The organism is Magnetospirillum sp. SS-4, assembly GCF_902729425.1.
Taxonomy (GTDB): domain Bacteria; phylum Pseudomonadota; class Alphaproteobacteria; order Rhodospirillales; family Magnetospirillaceae; genus Phaeospirillum.
On the sequence record NZ_CACVCH010000056.1, the window covers coordinates 31,824 to 47,558 of the forward strand.

The 15,735-nt window shown below is 67.3% G+C and carries 15 protein-coding genes; 7 read left to right on the top strand and 8 right to left on the bottom strand.

Annotated elements, in window-relative coordinates:
- Positions 1-9: 9 nt before the first annotated feature.
- Positions 10-2,130, bottom strand: coding sequence for a TonB-dependent siderophore receptor (locus MTBSS4_RS10055; RefSeq protein ID WP_173983275.1), 2,121 nt, complete (start codon positions 2,128-2,130; stop codon positions 10-12).
- A 300-nt stretch (positions 2,131-2,430) separates the two neighbouring features.
- On the opposite strand from MTBSS4_RS10055, the gene MTBSS4_RS10060 reads away from it, so the two are divergent.
- The gene (locus MTBSS4_RS10060; protein ID WP_173983276.1) at positions 2,431-3,096 is read left to right on the top strand and encodes a lipid-binding SYLF domain-containing protein; all 666 of its coding nucleotides are present in this window, start codon (positions 2,431-2,433) and stop codon (positions 3,094-3,096) included.
- A gap of 60 nt (positions 3,097-3,156) precedes the next feature.
- On the opposite strand, the gene MTBSS4_RS22775 is transcribed toward MTBSS4_RS10060, so the two are convergent.
- From MTBSS4_RS22775 to MTBSS4_RS10075, 3 genes are read right to left on the bottom strand one after another with little or no spacing between them, the layout of a single operon-like run.
- Positions 3,157-3,501, bottom strand: a complete 345-nt coding sequence (locus tag MTBSS4_RS22775; RefSeq protein ID WP_173983277.1) for a ribbon-helix-helix domain-containing protein — start codon at positions 3,499-3,501, stop codon at positions 3,157-3,159.
- Complete coding sequence (locus tag MTBSS4_RS10070) at positions 3,501-7,529, bottom strand: Pls/PosA family non-ribosomal peptide synthetase (protein ID WP_254432476.1); 4,029 nt, start codon at positions 7,527-7,529, stop codon at positions 3,501-3,503. The genes MTBSS4_RS22775 and MTBSS4_RS10070 overlap by 1 nt, the downstream gene beginning before the upstream one ends.
- A gap of 18 nt (positions 7,530-7,547) precedes the next feature.
- Positions 7,548-8,159, bottom strand: coding sequence for a 4'-phosphopantetheinyl transferase superfamily protein (locus MTBSS4_RS10075; protein ID WP_173983279.1), 612 nt, complete (start codon positions 8,157-8,159; stop codon positions 7,548-7,550).
- A gap of 83 nt (positions 8,160-8,242) precedes the next feature.
- Between MTBSS4_RS10075 and MTBSS4_RS10080 the strand changes: the two genes are divergently transcribed.
- On the top strand, positions 8,243-9,100 hold the full coding sequence (locus tag MTBSS4_RS10080) for a hypothetical protein (RefSeq protein ID WP_173983280.1): 858 nt from the start codon (positions 8,243-8,245) through the stop codon (positions 9,098-9,100).
- 61 nt (positions 9,101-9,161) lie between these two features.
- On the opposite strand, the gene MTBSS4_RS10085 is transcribed toward MTBSS4_RS10080, so the two are convergent.
- From MTBSS4_RS10085 to MTBSS4_RS10095, 3 genes are read right to left on the bottom strand one after another with little or no spacing between them, the layout of a single operon-like run.
- Positions 9,162-9,386 carry a hypothetical protein gene (locus MTBSS4_RS10085; RefSeq protein WP_173983281.1) on the bottom strand — a complete coding sequence of 75 codons (225 nt, stop codon included), beginning with the start codon at positions 9,384-9,386 and terminating at the stop codon, positions 9,162-9,164.
- A 59-nt stretch (positions 9,387-9,445) separates the two neighbouring features.
- Positions 9,446-9,622, bottom strand: coding sequence for a hypothetical protein (locus MTBSS4_RS10090; protein WP_173983282.1), 177 nt, complete (start codon positions 9,620-9,622; stop codon positions 9,446-9,448).
- A gap of 14 nt (positions 9,623-9,636) precedes the next feature.
- Positions 9,637-9,828 (bottom strand): hypothetical protein, encoded by a 192-nt coding sequence (locus tag MTBSS4_RS10095; protein ID WP_173983283.1) that lies wholly within the window; start codon positions 9,826-9,828, stop codon positions 9,637-9,639.
- A gap of 462 nt (positions 9,829-10,290) precedes the next feature.
- On the opposite strand from MTBSS4_RS10095, the gene MTBSS4_RS10100 reads away from it, so the two are divergent.
- Together MTBSS4_RS10100 and MTBSS4_RS10105 are read left to right on the top strand one after the other, a co-directional pair.
- Positions 10,291-11,673 carry a DEAD/DEAH box helicase gene (locus MTBSS4_RS10100; protein ID WP_173983284.1) on the top strand — a complete coding sequence of 461 codons (1,383 nt, stop codon included), beginning with the start codon at positions 10,291-10,293 and terminating at the stop codon, positions 11,671-11,673.
- A gap of 77 nt (positions 11,674-11,750) precedes the next feature.
- Positions 11,751-12,425, top strand: coding sequence for a nucleoside phosphorylase (locus tag MTBSS4_RS10105; RefSeq protein ID WP_173983285.1), 675 nt, complete (start codon positions 11,751-11,753; stop codon positions 12,423-12,425).
- Here the strand turns inward: MTBSS4_RS10105 and hpnH are convergent.
- Positions 12,354-13,502: an adenosyl-hopene transferase HpnH gene (hpnH, locus tag MTBSS4_RS10110; RefSeq protein WP_173983286.1), complete on the bottom strand. Its 1,149-nt coding sequence runs from the start codon at positions 13,500-13,502 to the stop codon at positions 12,354-12,356. The two genes, MTBSS4_RS10105 and hpnH, sit on opposite strands and share 72 nt — an antisense overlap.
- A 187-nt stretch (positions 13,503-13,689) precedes the next feature.
- Between hpnH and MTBSS4_RS10115 the strand changes: the two genes are divergently transcribed.
- From MTBSS4_RS10115 to MTBSS4_RS10125, 3 genes are all read left to right on the top strand, one after another.
- A complete protein-coding gene (locus tag MTBSS4_RS10115; protein WP_173983287.1) occupies positions 13,690-14,856 on the top strand; it encodes a multiheme c-type cytochrome in 1,167 nt (388 codons plus the stop codon).
- A 118-nt stretch (positions 14,857-14,974) separates the two neighbouring features.
- On the top strand, positions 14,975-15,214 hold the full coding sequence (locus MTBSS4_RS10120; protein ID WP_173983288.1) for a hypothetical protein: 240 nt from the start codon (positions 14,975-14,977) through the stop codon (positions 15,212-15,214).
- 135 nt (positions 15,215-15,349) lie between these two features.
- Positions 15,350-15,733 carry a thioredoxin family protein gene (locus MTBSS4_RS10125; RefSeq protein ID WP_173983289.1) on the top strand — a complete coding sequence of 128 codons (384 nt, stop codon included), beginning with the start codon at positions 15,350-15,352 and terminating at the stop codon, positions 15,731-15,733.
- The last annotated feature ends 2 nt before the right edge of the window (positions 15,734-15,735 follow it).

A 15,735-nucleotide genomic window follows, 5' to 3' on the forward strand; every position in this document is an offset into this window, starting at 1 on the left:
GTTCCTCCCTCAGAAATCGGCGCGAAGGCTGAGGATCACGCTGCGGCCCGGCTGGTTGGATTCGTCGGGATTGGTCTGGTAGGTCAGATCGGTGAGGTTGAGCAGGTCGAGCCCCAGGTGGTAGCCGCCCATGTCGGCCCCGAACGAGGCGTTGAAGGTCCGCCATGCCCGCACCTGGGTCAGGCTGACGGTTCCGGCGGCGCTGGACGACTGGCTCAGTTCGTCGGCGCGCGAACCGCCGCGCATGTAGAAATCGGCCCAGCCGGTCGCGCCGTCCCACAGGTCGCGTTCGTGGCGCAGGCCGATGCGGCCGCTGACGGTGGGGACGCCGGTCATGCCGCTGCTGGCCGACCGGAAGAAGTATTTGCGCCTGATCCAGTTGCCGGTGGCGTAGGGGGTCAGTCCCAGACCGGCGATCCGGTACTGGACCGCCAGTTCCATGCCGGTGCTTTCGGCCTTGTCGAGATTGACGTAGGTGGTTTCCGAACTGGCCGTGCAGGGGCTGGTGGTGGCGCCGTACACCGAGCACGACAGCGAGGCGATGTAATTGCTGGCCTCGGACCGGAACAGCGACGCATCCAGCGTCAGCCCGCCGGAGCCGTGCCGTATCCCGAATTCCCAGTTGTCGGAGGTTTCCGGCTTCAGGTCGGGGTTGGGACGCACCGTCGACGAGGCGCCGAAATACGACCCGGTGAACCCCTGGACCAGGGTGGGATAGACATAACCCTGGGCAAAACCGGCGCGCAGCACCGTCGACGGGATTCCCGCGTACATCAGCGTGGCGCTGGCGATGGGGGAATTGGCCGAATGCGACCGGGTCTTGTAGCCGGTGTCGTTGGTTTGCAAGGAATCCAGGGCCGAGTTGATCCAGTACTGGCGGGCGCCGAACACGACGGAGAAATCGGCGGGCAACTGCCAGGTGTCCTCGGCGTAGACCGACACCGTTTCCATGTGGGCTTCCATGTCGGCGTAGCGGCTGACCGCCGTGCCGAGGGCGATGCCGCTGCGGCCGATGCGGGTCATGGATTTGTCCAGGTCGTCGCGCAGATACTGGAACCCGGTGATCAGCAGGTGATCGGGGTGCGGCGTCCAGTCCACCTGGGCGGTCAGGCCCATGGTGGTCTGGGTGTCCTGGTCGCGGTGCTTGTAATCGTAGTTGGCGGCGGGGGCCGCGGCGGTGATGGTGGGGCCGGCGGCCACCTCCTGGGTGAACAGGCGATCGATGGTCTGATAGTAGGCGTCGACGTGAAGCCTGGCGATCCAGTCGCTGGGGCGGGCGAGGTCGTAGTTGAGCGAGACCCTTTGCAGGTCGCGCTGGGGCATGTCCAACTGGAACTTGCTGAAGGCCGTGCCGATGGTCGACGGCGACGTGGTGGAACCGCTGGACAGCTCGTAGCGGTCGACCCCCAGGGCTATCTTGTGATCTCCGGCCCTGTAGGCCAGATAGCCCGATACGCTCTTGTTGTCCGAGTTGGAGTTGGGCAGGTCGCCGTCGGGAGTGTGGCGGTCGCCCTCCTCGGCGCGGCCGACGAACAGCCGGTAGTCCCAGTCGCCCAGATTGCCCCGCACCAGGGCGTTGGCGGTATAGCCGCTGGTCGCCGATATGAACGAACCGCCGGCGCTGCCCTGGAACGGCTTGTCGCCCCCCTTCTTGGTGATGATGTTGACGACGCCGCTGATCGCCTTGGAGCCGTAGAGCACGGAATGGGGGCCACGAACCACCTCGATCCGCTCGATCAGGGCCGGATCGACCAGGATCGGCGAGCCGTAGGAGGTGTGGTCGGTGATTTCCTGCCCGTCGATCAGCACCGCGCCCCGCCGGGCTTCCTCGCCGCGGATCTTGATGCGCTTCATGCCGGGCAGCGACGATTCGTCGACGGTGAGTCCGGGCACGTCGCGCAGCACGTCGGCAATGTTCGATGCGTTGGTGCGCTTGATCTCCCGCTCGCCCATCACCGAGATGCTGACGGGACTTTCCATAACCGAGGTTTCGGTCCGGGTGGCCGAGACCACCAGGGAATCCAGCATCATGGAATCGCGGCCTTGCGACGCGGCCTCCTCTGCCGCCGCGATCGCGGGCACGCAGGCGGGGGCGGCGCAGGCGATGCGCAGGGCGCGTTTCCAATCCATCGACATCTTCAGACCCCCTTCATAAATGCAAGTGATTCGCATTTGCATCGATGGGGCCGGGGCAGTCAAGTATTTTTCATGCACTATTCCCTTTGCCAGGAAGGCTCCATCAAGGGGGAGATGGTCTATCTGTTTGAATTATAAAATTAATTAAGGCGCATTCCATACCCTCGCGATATGCGCTCTTCCTTTCCCCGCCGGATGGTGTCGGACGACGCGATCCAGGGGGGCGGATCGCCGTTAACCCGTTGCTAACCCGCTTCGTGCTTGCTGGGGGCGGGATGAAACGGGAGGCCGGCCATGCGCAGACTGATTGCCGCGATGATGCTGACCCTGCTGGGCTGGACCGCCCATGCCCAAGGGGTCACCGATCAGACCATGATGGTGGGCAAGGCGGTCACCACGGTGGAGCGCCTCAAGGCCGACGCCAATCTGTCCAAGCCCCTGGCCGATGCCCTGGCCCGCGCCCGCGCCGTGCTGGTGATTCCCGATCTGGTCAAGGGCGGCTTCATCCTGGGCGCCCAGTACGGCACCGGCGTCCTGCTGGCCCGCTCGCCCGACGGGCGCTGGAGCGGCCCGGCGTTTTATTCCATCGCCGCCGGCAGCGTCGGCCTCCAGATCGGCTTACAGGACGCCGAGGCGGTCTACGTCATCATGAGCGAGGGCGGGCTGAGGGCGGTGGTCGATAACCAGTTCAAGGCCGGGGCCGGGGCCGGGGTCGCCGTCGCCACTTTCGGGGCGGGGGCCGAGGCCAACACCACCACCAATATCGGCGCCGACATCTACGCCTTTTCCAGGGCGGTCGGGCTGTATGGCGGCGCGGCGCTGGATGGCGCCGGCATTCTGGCCCGCCATTCGTGGAACGCCGCCTATTACGGCGGCAATCCGACGCCCGAGGACATCTTGTTCCATCGCGGCGTCGACAACCGCCAGGCCGACCGCTTGCGCGAGATGCTGTCCAGGTAATCCCGCCCGCTGATCCAGATCAAGGCGCCGGCCGGATCGGGCGGGTATTCTTGACCTTGGTCATGTGGGAGATGGAGGGTCATCATGGTCATCGACGATACCGCGCGCGTCGCTCTCGGATTCCTGGTCGCCATCCTGGCGGTGACCGGCGGCCTGACCTGGTTCGTGCTCAGCCGGATGAAGTAGGCTTCGGCCTTCCGCCGCCCGGCGCTGGACCTCGGTCAGGACGAACACCCGGATCGCCGAGGACAGGTTGCCCGTTCGCGTCGAATCGATCTCGGCCACCAGTTGGTTGAGCGATTGGCCGCGCCCGTCGGCGATCGTCTTCAGCTCGTCCCAGAAGGCCGTTTCCAGGGTGACGCTGGTGGCATGCCCGGCGATCAGCACCGACCGCTTGGCGATCATCACGCCGCCCCCGCCAGTTCCGGCGCCCGTACCACCGGCATCGTCCGTGGACGGGCCATCCGCGGCGCCGTCTGGGCCGGGGCGCCTTCCCATTCGCCATGGGCGGGGATGGTCTCTCCCTTCATGACGATGGTCAGGTTGCCGATGCGGGCGAACTCGCCCACATGGGTGTCGTAGAGCACGGTGGAGCCGCTGCCGATGCTGACCCCTCGGCTCAGGGAGATCCGGCCGACCTTCATCACCCGATCCTCGTAAAGATGGGTCTGCAATGCCGACAGCGAGTTGACGGTGCAGAAATCGCCGACCTCGACGCAGTCGAATTCGGTGATGTCGGTGGTGTCCATGAACACGCCTTCGCCGAACCGGCAGCCGTACAGCCGCAGGAACCACGGCAGGAACGGCGTGCCGCGCAGGTGGTCCAGCAGCACCTTGCCGGCCATGCCCCAATACATCACCGCCACCGCCTCGGTGCGCAGCGCCCACCACGACCACATGGGCCTGGCGGTGGGCGTGTAGATGCCCATCATCAGCCACTTGACCGCCACCGAGCATAGCGCCAGCGCCAGCGAGATGCACACCGAGGCGGCGACGAACAGCGGCAGCACCGTGGCGTAGTCGTGGCGCAGGATCGACGGCGCCAGCACCTCGACGGTGGAGATGCCGAAGGTGATGAACAGCATGGTCGGCAGCGACACCGCGAAGGCCTCGAACACCGCCCGCCAGACGCGGCGCCAGCGCGGCGGATCGAAGGTCCAGTCGTCGCCGATGGCGTCGAAGCGCTGGCGCACCGGCAGCTTGATCGGCGGGCTGCCGAACCAGGTGTCGCCCGGCTGGATGGAGTCGTTGGCGGGTGGACGGGACTTGATGCCGATCAGGCAGCCGGCGGGAAGGCTGGCGCCCGGCGGCACCACCGCGTCGTTGCCGACGAACACCATGGCCTCGGTCCTGACCGGCTCCAGCTCCATCCAGCCGCGCCGCACGCTTTCGTCGCCCAGTACCACCTCGTCGGCGATGAAGCATTTGGCGCCGATCTCGGTGAGATCGTAGCGGCCGGCGAGATTGCACGAGATTTCGGCGTCCTTGCCGATCTTGGCTCCCATCAGCCGGTACCACAGCCGCATGTAGACGGTGGCGTACAGCGACGACAGCGTCTCCAGCATCAGTTCGGTGGCCAGGGCGACGATCCATTTGCGGACGTAAAAGCCGCCATAGACCGAATAGGTGCCGGCGGTGACCACCGGCAGCACCGACCAGCGTATGGCGGCGATCAGCAGGACGGTCACGGCGATCAGGGCCATGGCGGTGGGCCAGGCCATCAACGGCAGCGCCAGCAGGTAATCGCGGGTTTCGGAAAGGTTGAGGACCTCGGCAACCCGCTCAAAGACGTAGAAGGCCGGAAAGATCGGCAGCAGGCTGATGGGCGGCAAGATCACCAGCATGGCGGCGTAGAACGCGGTCAGTCCCAGCTTGCGCGCCTTGCCGGCCCGCGCCGGCTGGGGCAGCGAGTCCACGTCGACCATGCCGACCTGACGGGCGGGCGAGCCGTCCCAATGCTGGTAGCGGCCGACGCGGCCGCCGGCGGTGATGGCGGTCAGGTCGCCCAGTTCACCGCCCTGCTCGATCACCACGTCGTGGCCGATGACGCACGAGGTCCCGATATGGGCGTCGTCGCCGATGGCGATGGTGCCGATCACCAGTTGGTCGCCGATCACTTCGGCATTGGCGAGGCGGACCTTGCCGCCGATGGCGACGCCGTCGCCGATGGTGACCAGGTCGAAGGCGCCGGCCTCCAGTTCCGAGATGACGCAGTCGCTGCCCACCCTGGCGCCCAGCAGGCGCAGATAGATGCTCATGATGGGGGTGCCCTGGAACCACTTGATGTGGGCGACGCTGACGACGCGCTGGGCCAGCCACCAGCGGAAGTAATAGGCGCCCCACAGGGGGTGGCGTCCGGGGCGGGTGCGGCCCAGGATCAGCCATTTCAGGGCGATGGACAGTGTCACCGTGCCCACGTTGATGACGGCGTAGGTCAGCATCAGGGTGGTCAGTTCGCGCAGGAAGCCGGCATCCTCGCCCGATAGCAGCATGTAGCTGACGAACACCCCCAGCCACGGCGCGGTGATCAGCGCCAGGATGAAGGGCAGGGCGACGGCCTGGGCGAGGCCGCACAGGAACCGGCGCCTCAGCGGTGGCGGCGGGAACGACAGGTCGGCCGCGACGGCGCCGTCGGCGGGGGCGCGCGCGTCCAGCACCGCGCCCATGGCTCGCAGGGTGCGGGCGGCGTAGATCTCGTTCAGGGTCAGGCTGGCCAGGGCCGGGGTCTCGCGCACCAGCGAGACGAAGCGGGCCGCCAGCAGGGAATGGCCGCCCAGGTCCAGGAAGAAATCGGCGTCCAGCGGAACGGGCTGGCCGGGAAAGATTCGCCGGGCCGCATCCAGCAGCGCCGCCTCGGTAGCGGTGGAGGCGGCTTCCTGCGCCTCGGCGGCGACGCTTTTCAGCGGAATCCGGCCGAGCGCCCGGCGGTCCAGCTTGCCCGATGCCAGCCGCGGCAGTTCGGGCAGTTCCTGGATATGCGACGGCACCATATAGGCCGGCAATTGGCTCCGCAGCCTGTCCCTGAGGGTGGCGGCATCGATCTCGCCGGCTGGATCGTCGGCCACCACGAAGGCCACCAGCCGTTCACAGCCGCCGTCGTCACGCAGCGCCACAGCCGCATGGCGGATAGAGGGCAGGGCGGCTAGACGGGCCTCGATCTCGCCCAGTTCGACGCGAAAGCCCCTGATCTTGACCTGATCGTCGATGCGGCCGTGGAACAGCAGCTCGCCGGTCTCGCCGACGCTGACCGCGTCGCCGGAACGATAGAGGATGGGCGCGCTTCCGTCGGCGTCCCAGGGATTGGCGATAAACTTCCCGGCGGTCAGTTCGGGCCGCCCCAGATAACCGGCTGCCACGCCCGGCCCGCCGATCAGCAATTCCCCGGTGATTCCGGGGGGTACCGGCGCCAGGGTCCCGTCCACCACCCAGCAGACGTAATTGGGGATGGGCCGGCCGATGGTGACCGGCTCGGTGGGACGGATTTCGGCGATCGTGGCCACCACGGTGGTCTCGGTGGGGCCGTAGGAATTGAAGATGCGGCGCCCCGGCCGGCTCCAGCGTTCGGCCACCACCGGCGGGCAGGCCTCGCCCCCCAGGATGATGATCCGCAGGCCGGCGACGTCGCGAGACAGCAGCGACAGCAGGGTCGGCACCGTGTCCAGCACGGTGATGCCCGCCTCGGTCAGGATGTCGGGCAGGCGGTCGGTTTCGGCCAGGGTCCGGCGGTCGGCGACCCACAGCGCCGCCCCCACCAGATAGGGAATGAAGATCTCCTCCAGCGACAGGTCGAATGCGACCGAGGCGCCCTGGAACACCACGTCGCTCGGCCGGATGCCGTAGACGGCGTTGGCGGCGCGCAGGTAATGGCAGATGTTGCGGTGGCTGATGACGATGGCCTTGGGCCTGCCGGTGGAACCCGAGGTATAGATGGCGTAGGCCGCGTCCTCCGGTCCGGCCCCCAGGACGCGGGGATCGGGCGCCGGGGCGGCGGCGGCCTTGTCCTCGGCCAGGGCCGGCAGCGGCAGCATCGGCGCCGGCAGGGGCGACGCGACGCCGCCGGCGGTGACGGCGTCGACGATGATCGCGGCGGCGGCGCAATCCCCCAGGCATTCCGCCACCCGTTCCGCCGGAGCGTCGGTGTCGAAGGGGATATAGGCGGCACCGGTGCGCAGGATGGCGAGCAGGGCGACGTGCAGGTCCAGCGACCGGCTCATCCACAGGCCGACGAAGGCGCCGCGTCCGATGCCTCGGGCGGCCAGGGCGGCGGCGACGGTCTCGACCCGCCGGGACAACTGGCCATAGGTCAGGGAGACCTCGCCGAAGGTCATGGCCCGGGCATCCGGGGTCCGGGCGGCCGTGGCGGCGAACATCTCGCTCAGCAACTCGTCGCGCAGCAGCGACGGATCGCGAAAACCGAGGAGGGGAGCGGACAAGATCGGTGACACCTGCATTCAAGATGCTCGGCCGGGCGGTTCCGATTCGGCTTGTGCCCGGGCGATTACGACGAAAGCCTCGTCGACGAGGGTGGTATACCAGACGACGGTATGGGTCGCATCATCGATCTTGGTCCGCGCCGCCGGCCAGGGGGGGGGCTGATCCCGGACGTCGGCGCTGAAATCCGGTCTTTCCAGACCGCCGCCGATGCCGCGTCCCATCGCCTTCAGCACCGCTTCCTTGCCGGTCCACAGCCGGGCGAAGGCCAGCGGCCGCCGCTCGGGCGGCAGGGTGTCCAGCCAGTCGGCCTCGGCCGGCGCGAACAGGCCGCGGGCGACCGCCTCGCCATGGCGGCAATGGGGCAGGGTTTCCACGTCGACCCCCACCGGTCCTTGCCTGGAAACCGCGATGGCCAGCAGGCCGTCGCGGCCGGTGGAGCCGATCCACAGCTTGCGGCGGGGGGCCGCCAGAGCCGGCTTTCCCCATTGGTCGCGGGCGATGACGATGTCGGTCTCGGCGCAGTCCAGTTCGTCCGACAGATGGCGTCGGAGCAGCCGGTCGCGGGCGTCGCGATGTCCGGCGACGTCCCTGTGCAGCCAAAGCCCGTCGTCGAGGCGAAGCGGCGTCATGGCGAATCGCCGGCGTCGGAATATGTGCGCCTGACTCCGGCTTGGTCTAGGATGGAGGACCGCACCGGTGGCCGAGGTCTTCCATGAGTCAGTCCAACCTGTTTTACGAGGACGCCTGGCCGAGGCGGCTCGACCTCCTCAAATGGATCGTCGACGGCGGCGAAACCGACCGCACGCGGGTGATCAACCTGTATCAGCGCGAGGTGGCGGTGCCGTCGGAAAGGCCCCTGGTGGTCAACGGCCACGCCTTCGCCTCGCCCCGGACTCCCGGCGGGCATTCCATGGTCAATCCCATCGGGGTTCTCGGGCAGATGTTCATGTCGCCCTTCCATCTGAAGGGAAGCCTCGCCGCCGCCTGGATCGGGGACATGCTGGCCGGCGAGGACTTCGACCATGTCTGCGAGCTGGGGGCGGGGTGGGGGCCGAATCTGTTCGCCCTGCATGCCGAGGGACTCGATCCCGGCATCGGTCTGCACGGCGGGGAACTGGTTCCGGCCGCCCGCGCCATGATGAATCTGCTGGCGGCGCTGTCGCCGCCGGTTCCGCTCGACGTGTTTCCCGTCGACCTGTCGGCGCCCGACATCTCTGGGCTGGACATTCCCGACCGGAGCCGGCGGGTCCTGTTCTTCACCGCCCATGCCGTCGAGTATGCCGGCGATATCGGCGAGGCCTTCTTCCTTCACCTGATGGCCGAATTTCCCAACATGGTCATGCTCCACTTCGAGCCGATCGGCTTTCAGATCGATCCGGACTCGGCCAACCCGTTCGTGCGCGCCCAGGCGGAATACATTCGGGACAAGGGGGGGAACACCGATCTGTTCGCGGTCATCGAAAGCCTGAGGAAGCGGCGGAAGATCGACGTCTCGTATGTTCACAAGGACTTCGTCGGCGTCGACCTCAAGAACTTCACGTCGATCCTGCGGTGGGAACCGCGCCGCTGAACGCGACCGCCCGGAATCTCCGGCGGCTTCCCCGTCCGGGCGGAATCGCGTCATGGCCGGCTTACTGGCCGGGAGTGCGGCAGATGGTCTTGATGGGGCCGCGGGGGTTGCCGGACATCTCGGCGATCTTGCGGTCCTGGGCCTCGATCAGCCACTTGGCGGGGGCGTCGCCCTCGGGGCCGAGCAGTTCGGCGCTGGCGATCTTGCGGTTGGAACTGAGGCTGCCGTCCTCGTAAACGACGTTGAACAGGACATAGGTATTATCGGTGGGCTTCTTGCGGGCCACGGTGCTTTCTCCTCATGATCGCGGCGGGGCATAGGCCTCGCCGCACCGTCCGGCAAGGACTATTGCCCGGAAGTCTGATCGGACGGCGGTTCGCCGTCAGCATCGCCTTCCGGGGTGGGCGTGGCCTTGCGTCGGGCGGTGTCCTCCTCCATCTGGCGCTTCTTTTCGTTCTTCTTGGCCTCCTTGGCGCGGTTGCGGTCGTTGCGCATCTGGTTGTAGTTCGGCTTGAACGCCATGGGCTCTCTTTCAATCAGGCTTCGGGAATGACGGGAACGGCCCGTCTGGCCGCGCTGGCGGCTGGGCGCCAGCCCACATACACCACCCGGCGGTGCTCGACGCACCAGGGGCCGCCGTCACGGGTGGGAATACCGCACCAAGTCGCCGTGCCGGATCTGACGTCGCCATGAATCCAGCGGCAACAATTGTCCTTGGGTCTGTCCATGCAGAAATCCTCTGATGTGCGGAATCCCCATTATGTCAGATATTTAGCGGTAATTCCACGTCACCATATCCTGCTGATATTGCAGTGCAAAATGACTTTTCCGTCGGGATTGTTGATTTTCTGGGCGGCTGGCGACTATTTCCATCCCGCTCTATCCGGGCGAAGACGGGGCGATTGAGTGGAAACGAGCGTTCTTGACATTGCACCGCAATAGGCGCAGGGTCCGCCTGCCCGGACGATACGCGTTCGGTTCGCTCGCGACAGCGCGCACGGTGTGAGCCTCTTCCAGTGGAAGACGGTCCGCCTTCCGTCCCGAGCCCTTATCCCCTTGCCCTTGGCTTGCCGGCCGCGCGTCCGGCGGCACCGACCAGACCCCGAGATACCGCCGGGGTTCTTCCCGCCGTTGTTCGCCGGCCTGAAGGCGCGAAGCGGATGAGACGGCTTGTTGATGAAAGAGACCTTATGACCCTGTTTACCGACCTTGGCCTTGCCGATCCGCTGCTCAAGGCGCTGGAGGCCGAAGGCTACACCACGCCGACCCCGATTCAGGAACAGTCCATTCCCCACCTGCTGCAAGGCCGCGACCTGCTGGGCCTCGCCCAGACCGGCACCGGCAAGACGGCGTCCTTCGCCCTGCCGATTCTCCATCGCCTGGATGAAATCAAGCAGCGCGCCATGCCCAAGAGCGCCCGGGTTCTGGTCCTGACCCCCACCCGCGAGCTGGCGGTGCAGGTGGGACAGAGCTTCCGCACCTATGGCTCCCATTACCGTCTGCGCCACGCCCTGGTGTTCGGCGGCGTCGGCATGGTGCCCCAGATCAAGACCATGGCCGGCGGCGTCGACGTGCTGGTGGCCACCCCCGGCCGCCTGCTCGACCTGATGAGCCAGGGCGCCATCCGCCTCGATTCGGTCGAGGTCCTGGTGCTGGACGAGGCCGACCGCATGCTGGACATGGGCTTCATCCTGCCCATCCGCAAGATCGTCGCCGCCATGCCCAAGTCGCGCCAGACCGTGCTGTTCTCGGCCACCATGCCCGATTCGATCGTCGGCCTGGCCAACAGCGTGCTGCACCAGCCGGTGCGCGTCGAGGTGACGCCGCCCTCGACCACCGTCGAACGCATCGAGCAGAAGGTGATGTTCGTCGACCGCGAGAACAAGCGCACCTTGCTGACCGAGATGTTCGCCTGCAAGTCGGTCGAGCGGGCCCTGGTGTTCACCCGCACCAAGCACGGCGCCAATCGCGTCGCCGAACTGCTGGAAAAGGCCGGCATCCCGGCTGACGCCATTCACGGCAACAAGTCGCAGGGCGCCCGCCAGAAGGCGCTGGCCGATTTCAAGGACGGCCGCATCCGCGCCCTGGTCGCCACCGACATCGCGGCGCGCGGCATCGACGTCGACGGCATCACCCATGTGGTGAATTTCGAGCTGCCCAACGAGCCGGAAAGCTATGTCCACCGCATCGGCCGCACCGCGCGGGCCGGCGCCTCGGGCATCGCCCTGTCGCTGTGCGACGCCGACGAGGTCGGTTATCTGCGCGACATCGAGAAGACCATCCGCCAGGCGGTGCCGGTGGATTACGAGCACGCCTACCATGCGCCGCACATCGCGTCGCGGGGCGCCGGCGGCAAACCCAAGCCCCAGGCCCGCCATGTTCAGCAGCAGGCCAGGCCGCAGCAAGGTCGCGGCAACAATCCTCATGGCGAGCACGCCCATGGCGGCAAGGCCCGCGACGGCGGCAAGCCGGCCCATGCGGCCGGCCGGCCGGCCCAGAAATCCCAGACCCGCTCGGGTCAGTCGGGCTTCAAGGGCATGCCCGGTGGCGCCAGCCGCGCCGCCAGGGGCTGACCGGCCGACAGTCGCGCCCTCCTCCGGTTCGCCGGAGGAGGGCGTTTCCTTGTGATGTGCGGGATAAGGCCAGGGACATGCGTATCGGCATCGTGGTGGGAATGAAGAGCGAGGCGGCGCTGCTGCCCCCCGGCAGCCGGGTGGCGTGCGCCGGCGGCATCCCCGCCCGTGCCGAGGCGCTGGCCCGGCGCATGGCCGACGAGGGAGCCGAAGCGCTGGCCAGTATCGGTATCGCCGGCGGGCTTGACCCGTCGCTCAGCCCCGGCGCCGTCATCGTCGCCGCCGGGGTCGAGACCGCCGACGCCGTGTTCGAAACCGATGCCGCCTGGACCGGACGGCTGTTGGCGCTTTTACCCCAGGCCCGCCACGGTCTCGTGGCGGGGGCGGACACGGTGGCGGCCAGTCCGGCGGACAAGGCCGCGTTGTTCGGACGCCGGGGCGCCCTGGCGGTGGACATGGAAAGCGGCGCAGTGGCGAAGGTGGCGGCCGAACGGCGGCTTCCCTTCGCCGTCATCCGCAGCGTGGCCGACCCTTACGACCGGTCGCTGCCGCCATCGGCCATGGCCGGGCTGGACGAGGACGGGAGCACCCGGCTGCTGGCGGTGATGGCGGGGCTGCTGCGCCGGCCCGGCGACCTGGGCGGCCTGATCCGGGTCGGTCTGGACAGCGGCAAGGCCCTGTCAGCCTTGCGAGACGCGCTGAAGATTGTTGGTCCGCCCCTCGGCTTCCAGCCGGGTCAGGTTCTGCGATAGCAGTGTCTCGTAATTGTTGACGGCGGGGCGCTGGCCCTCCAGCGGCAGGTCGGGGGCCATGGGGCCGTCGGTGCGGGGGCCGAACAGCGCCACCCTGGCCGCCTTCAGCGGATTGGACAGGGTATCGCTGACGGCGGTGGCCTCGAAGCCGCAATGGACCATGCAATCGGCGCATTTCTCGTACTTGCCGACGCCGTACGAATCCCAATCGGTCTCTTCCATCAGTTCCTTGTAGGTCTTGGCGTAGCCCTCTCCCAGCAGATAGCAGGGCCGCTGCCAGCCGAACACGTTGCGGGTCGGATTGCCCCACGGGGTGCACTGATAGGTCTGGTTGCCGGCCAGGAAATCCAGGAACAACGATGATTGGGTGAAGACCCACTTCCGGCCCTTGCCCAGGCTGAACAGCTTGCGGAACAGGTCCTTGGTGTTGCGGCGGTTGAGGAAGTGCTCGGTATCGGGCGCGCGTTCGTAAGCGTAGCCCGGCGAGATGGTGATGCCCTCGACCCCGATGGAATGGGCATAGTCGAAGAATTCGGCCATGCGGCCGGCGTCGGCGTTGTTGAACAAGGTGCAGTTGATATTGACGTTGAAGCCCTTGGCCTTGGCCAGCTTGATGGCCGCCACCGCCTGATCGAAGGTCCCTTCGCGCGACACCGCCTTGTCGTGATCCTCGCGGTTGCCGTCCAGATGCACCGTCCAGGTGAAATAGGGGCTGGGCTCGAACAGGTCGATCTTCTTTTCCAGCAGCAGGGCGTTGGTGCACAGATAGACGAACTTCTTGCGGGCGATGGCGCCCTTGACGATCTGGTCCATCTCGCGGTGCAGCAGCGGCTCGCCGCCGGCCATCACCACCACCGGGGCCGGGCATTCGTCGATGGAGGCCAGCGCCTCGTCGACCGAGATGCGCGAGTTCAGGATGGAATCGGGATAATCGATCTTGCCGCAGCCGGCGCAGGTCAGATTGCAGCGGAACAGCGGCTCCATCATCAGCACCAGGGGATAGCGCTTGGCGCCGGAGAAGTGCTGGCGCATGACGTAAAGGCCGATGCGAAGCGTCTGGAGCAGGGGAACGGCCACGGGCGGAACTCTGACTGGCTATGGGGCGGCGGGACTATACAGGGCGGGCTCGTCCAAGTTCAACACTTGAACGCGCGGGGATATTCGCCCCGACGGGTGGCGTCCGGCGGATACGGTGAAACCTTCCCGTGGCCGTCGCCGAATATCGGGAGGATGATCTGTGCCCGGCGAGAGCGAGGAGAGGCGGATGCGGTATGGAATCGGGGCCTGGGGCCTGGCCGTGGCGGTGGCGGTTTTCGCCCTGGCGTCCCATGCCGATCCGCTTCCCGCCGGGTACTGGCATCAGCCCCTGGCTCCGCAGGGGACGGCGCCATCGTCCTGGTCCGAACAGGAACGGTCTCTCAAGCCGGAGGATTGCGGCCTTTGCCATGCCGACAAGCTGGCCGAGTGGCGGACCTCGCTGCATGCCAAGGCGTTCTCTCCCGGTCTGGTGGGGCAGTTGCTGAGCCTCGACGTCGAGGAGGCGCGATCCTGCATGAACTGTCATGCGCCCCTGGCCGAACAGATGGCCGCGTTCGAGGCGGCCAGGGCTCGCGGCAAGGGGCATGTGCCCTGGGAACAGGGGCTGGCCGCCGCCGGGAATTCCTGTGGCGGCTGCCATGTCCGGGAGCATCGGCGATTCGGCCCGTCGCAACGGGATTCCGGCCAGGCCGGCGTCGGCTCGCCCGACGCTCCCCACGGCGGCGTCATCCGCTCGACCGACTTCGAGAAGTCCGACTTCTGCGCCGTCTGTCATCAGTTTCCCCAGGATCAGGCCATCAACGGCAAACCCCTGGAGAATACCGTGGTGGAATGGCGGGCCAGCCCGGCCGCCGCCGAGGGCAAGACCTGCCAGTCCTGTCACATGCCCGGCCGGCGGCACCTTTGGCGCGGCATCCATGATCCCGACATGGTGCGGTCCGGGCTGACGGCCGAGTTCATCGCCGATTCCCGGCGGGCACGGTTCCGTCTGACCAGTACCGGGGTGGGGCATGCCTTTCCAACCTATGTGACGCCCAAGGTCGTCATGGCCGGAGTGGCCCTGGACGCGGCCGGCCGGCCGGTGGCCGGCACCATGCGCCGGCATGTCATCCAGCGTCGGGTGGAGGTGGTGAACGGCGAGTGGGTCGAGCGCTTCGATACCCGTCTGTCGCCCGGAGAAACCGCCGTCCTCGACATGCCGTGGCCCGCCGGGGGGCGGGTGCGGTTCTGGCTGGAGGTCCATCCCGACGATTTCTACGACCACGACGTCTACGACGGCCTGCTTGCCGGTTTGCCGGGGAAAAGTCCGGCGGCCCGGTTGATCGCCGAGGCCGATGCCCAGGCCGGCCGCAATCGTTTCCGTCTGTTCGAGACCCTGGTCAGCCGTCCATGACCGCCGCGGATCGTGAATCGGTGAAAAATTTCCGGTGCCGGAGAAACCAATGCCGGCTTGCCGGCGAACCTCCGGTGAAAGCCTCGCCGCATGGCGAAGGGCAAACAAGGAGGTCTCCATGAACAAGCTCACCCGCGCCGTCCTGCTCGCCGCCTCGATGGCGGTATCGTCCGGCCTGGCCGCCGGCAGTGCCCATGCCCAGGCGGCGAACCCGTGTGCTCCCAAGGCCGCCAATCCGTGCGCGGCCAAGGCCAAGCCCATGAACCCGTGCGCGACCAAGTCCATGAATCCGTGCGCTCCCAAGGCGGCCAATCCGTGCGCCGCCAAGCCCATGAACCCGTGCGCTCCCAAGAAGTGACGGATCACGCCATCTCCGGCGCCCCGGTGCCGGAGATGGCGGCCGCTGGGGGCCGCGTGGCGTTGGCCGGTGCCGCGTCCGATCCCAGTCGAAATCTGTTCCGGCCGTGCCCCGAAATCCACGGGAGACCCGATCATGAAGCGTTTCGCCACCCCGCTGTCCGCCCTGTTCGCCGTCATCCTCGCCCTTTCCTCCTGGGCCGCCCAGGCTGGACAGCCCTATGACGCCAAGGCCTTCGCCGAGGCGCAGGCCGCCGGGAAAAGCATCCTGGTGGACGTCCACGCCCCCTGGTGCCCCACCTGCGTTCAGCAAAAGCCGATCATTGAGGGATTGGAGAAGGCTCACCCCGCCCTGATGGTGTTCAACGTCGATTTCGACACCGCCAAGGATGCCCTGAGGCAGTTCCGAGTCCAGTACCAGAGCACCTTGATCGTCTTCAAGGGCAAGGCCGAGGTCGGGCGCTCCACGGGCGACACCGATCCCCAGGCGATCGGCGCTCTGGTCGCCAGGGCGCTGTAGGG

Excerpts from the sequence above, each read along its gene's own strand:
- MTBSS4_RS10055 (WP_173983275.1), bottom strand. The coding sequence starts at position 2,130 with ATGGATTGGAAACGCGCCCTGCGCATCGCCTGCGCCGCCCCCGCCTGC.
- MTBSS4_RS10060 (WP_173983276.1), top strand. The coding sequence starts at position 2,431 with ATGCGCAGACTGATTGCCGCGATGATGCTGACCCTGCTGGGCTGGACC.
- MTBSS4_RS22775 (WP_173983277.1), bottom strand. The coding sequence starts at position 3,501 with ATGATCGCCAAGCGGTCGGTGCTGATCGCCGGGCATGCCACCAGCGTC.
- MTBSS4_RS10075 (WP_173983279.1), bottom strand. The coding sequence starts at position 8,159 with ATGACGCCGCTTCGCCTCGACGACGGGCTTTGGCTGCACAGGGACGTC.
- MTBSS4_RS10080 (WP_173983280.1), top strand. The coding sequence starts at position 8,243 with ATGAGTCAGTCCAACCTGTTTTACGAGGACGCCTGGCCGAGGCGGCTC.
- MTBSS4_RS10090 (WP_173983282.1), bottom strand. The coding sequence starts at position 9,622 with ATGGCGTTCAAGCCGAACTACAACCAGATGCGCAACGACCGCAACCGC.
- MTBSS4_RS10095 (WP_173983283.1), bottom strand. The coding sequence starts at position 9,828 with ATGGACAGACCCAAGGACAATTGTTGCCGCTGGATTCATGGCGACGTC.
- MTBSS4_RS10100 (WP_173983284.1), top strand. The coding sequence starts at position 10,291 with ATGACCCTGTTTACCGACCTTGGCCTTGCCGATCCGCTGCTCAAGGCG.
- MTBSS4_RS10105 (WP_173983285.1), top strand. The coding sequence starts at position 11,751 with ATGCGTATCGGCATCGTGGTGGGAATGAAGAGCGAGGCGGCGCTGCTG.
- MTBSS4_RS10115 (WP_173983287.1), top strand. The coding sequence starts at position 13,690 with ATGCGGTATGGAATCGGGGCCTGGGGCCTGGCCGTGGCGGTGGCGGTT.
- MTBSS4_RS10120 (WP_173983288.1), top strand. The coding sequence starts at position 14,975 with ATGAACAAGCTCACCCGCGCCGTCCTGCTCGCCGCCTCGATGGCGGTA.
- MTBSS4_RS10125 (WP_173983289.1), top strand. The coding sequence starts at position 15,350 with ATGAAGCGTTTCGCCACCCCGCTGTCCGCCCTGTTCGCCGTCATCCTC.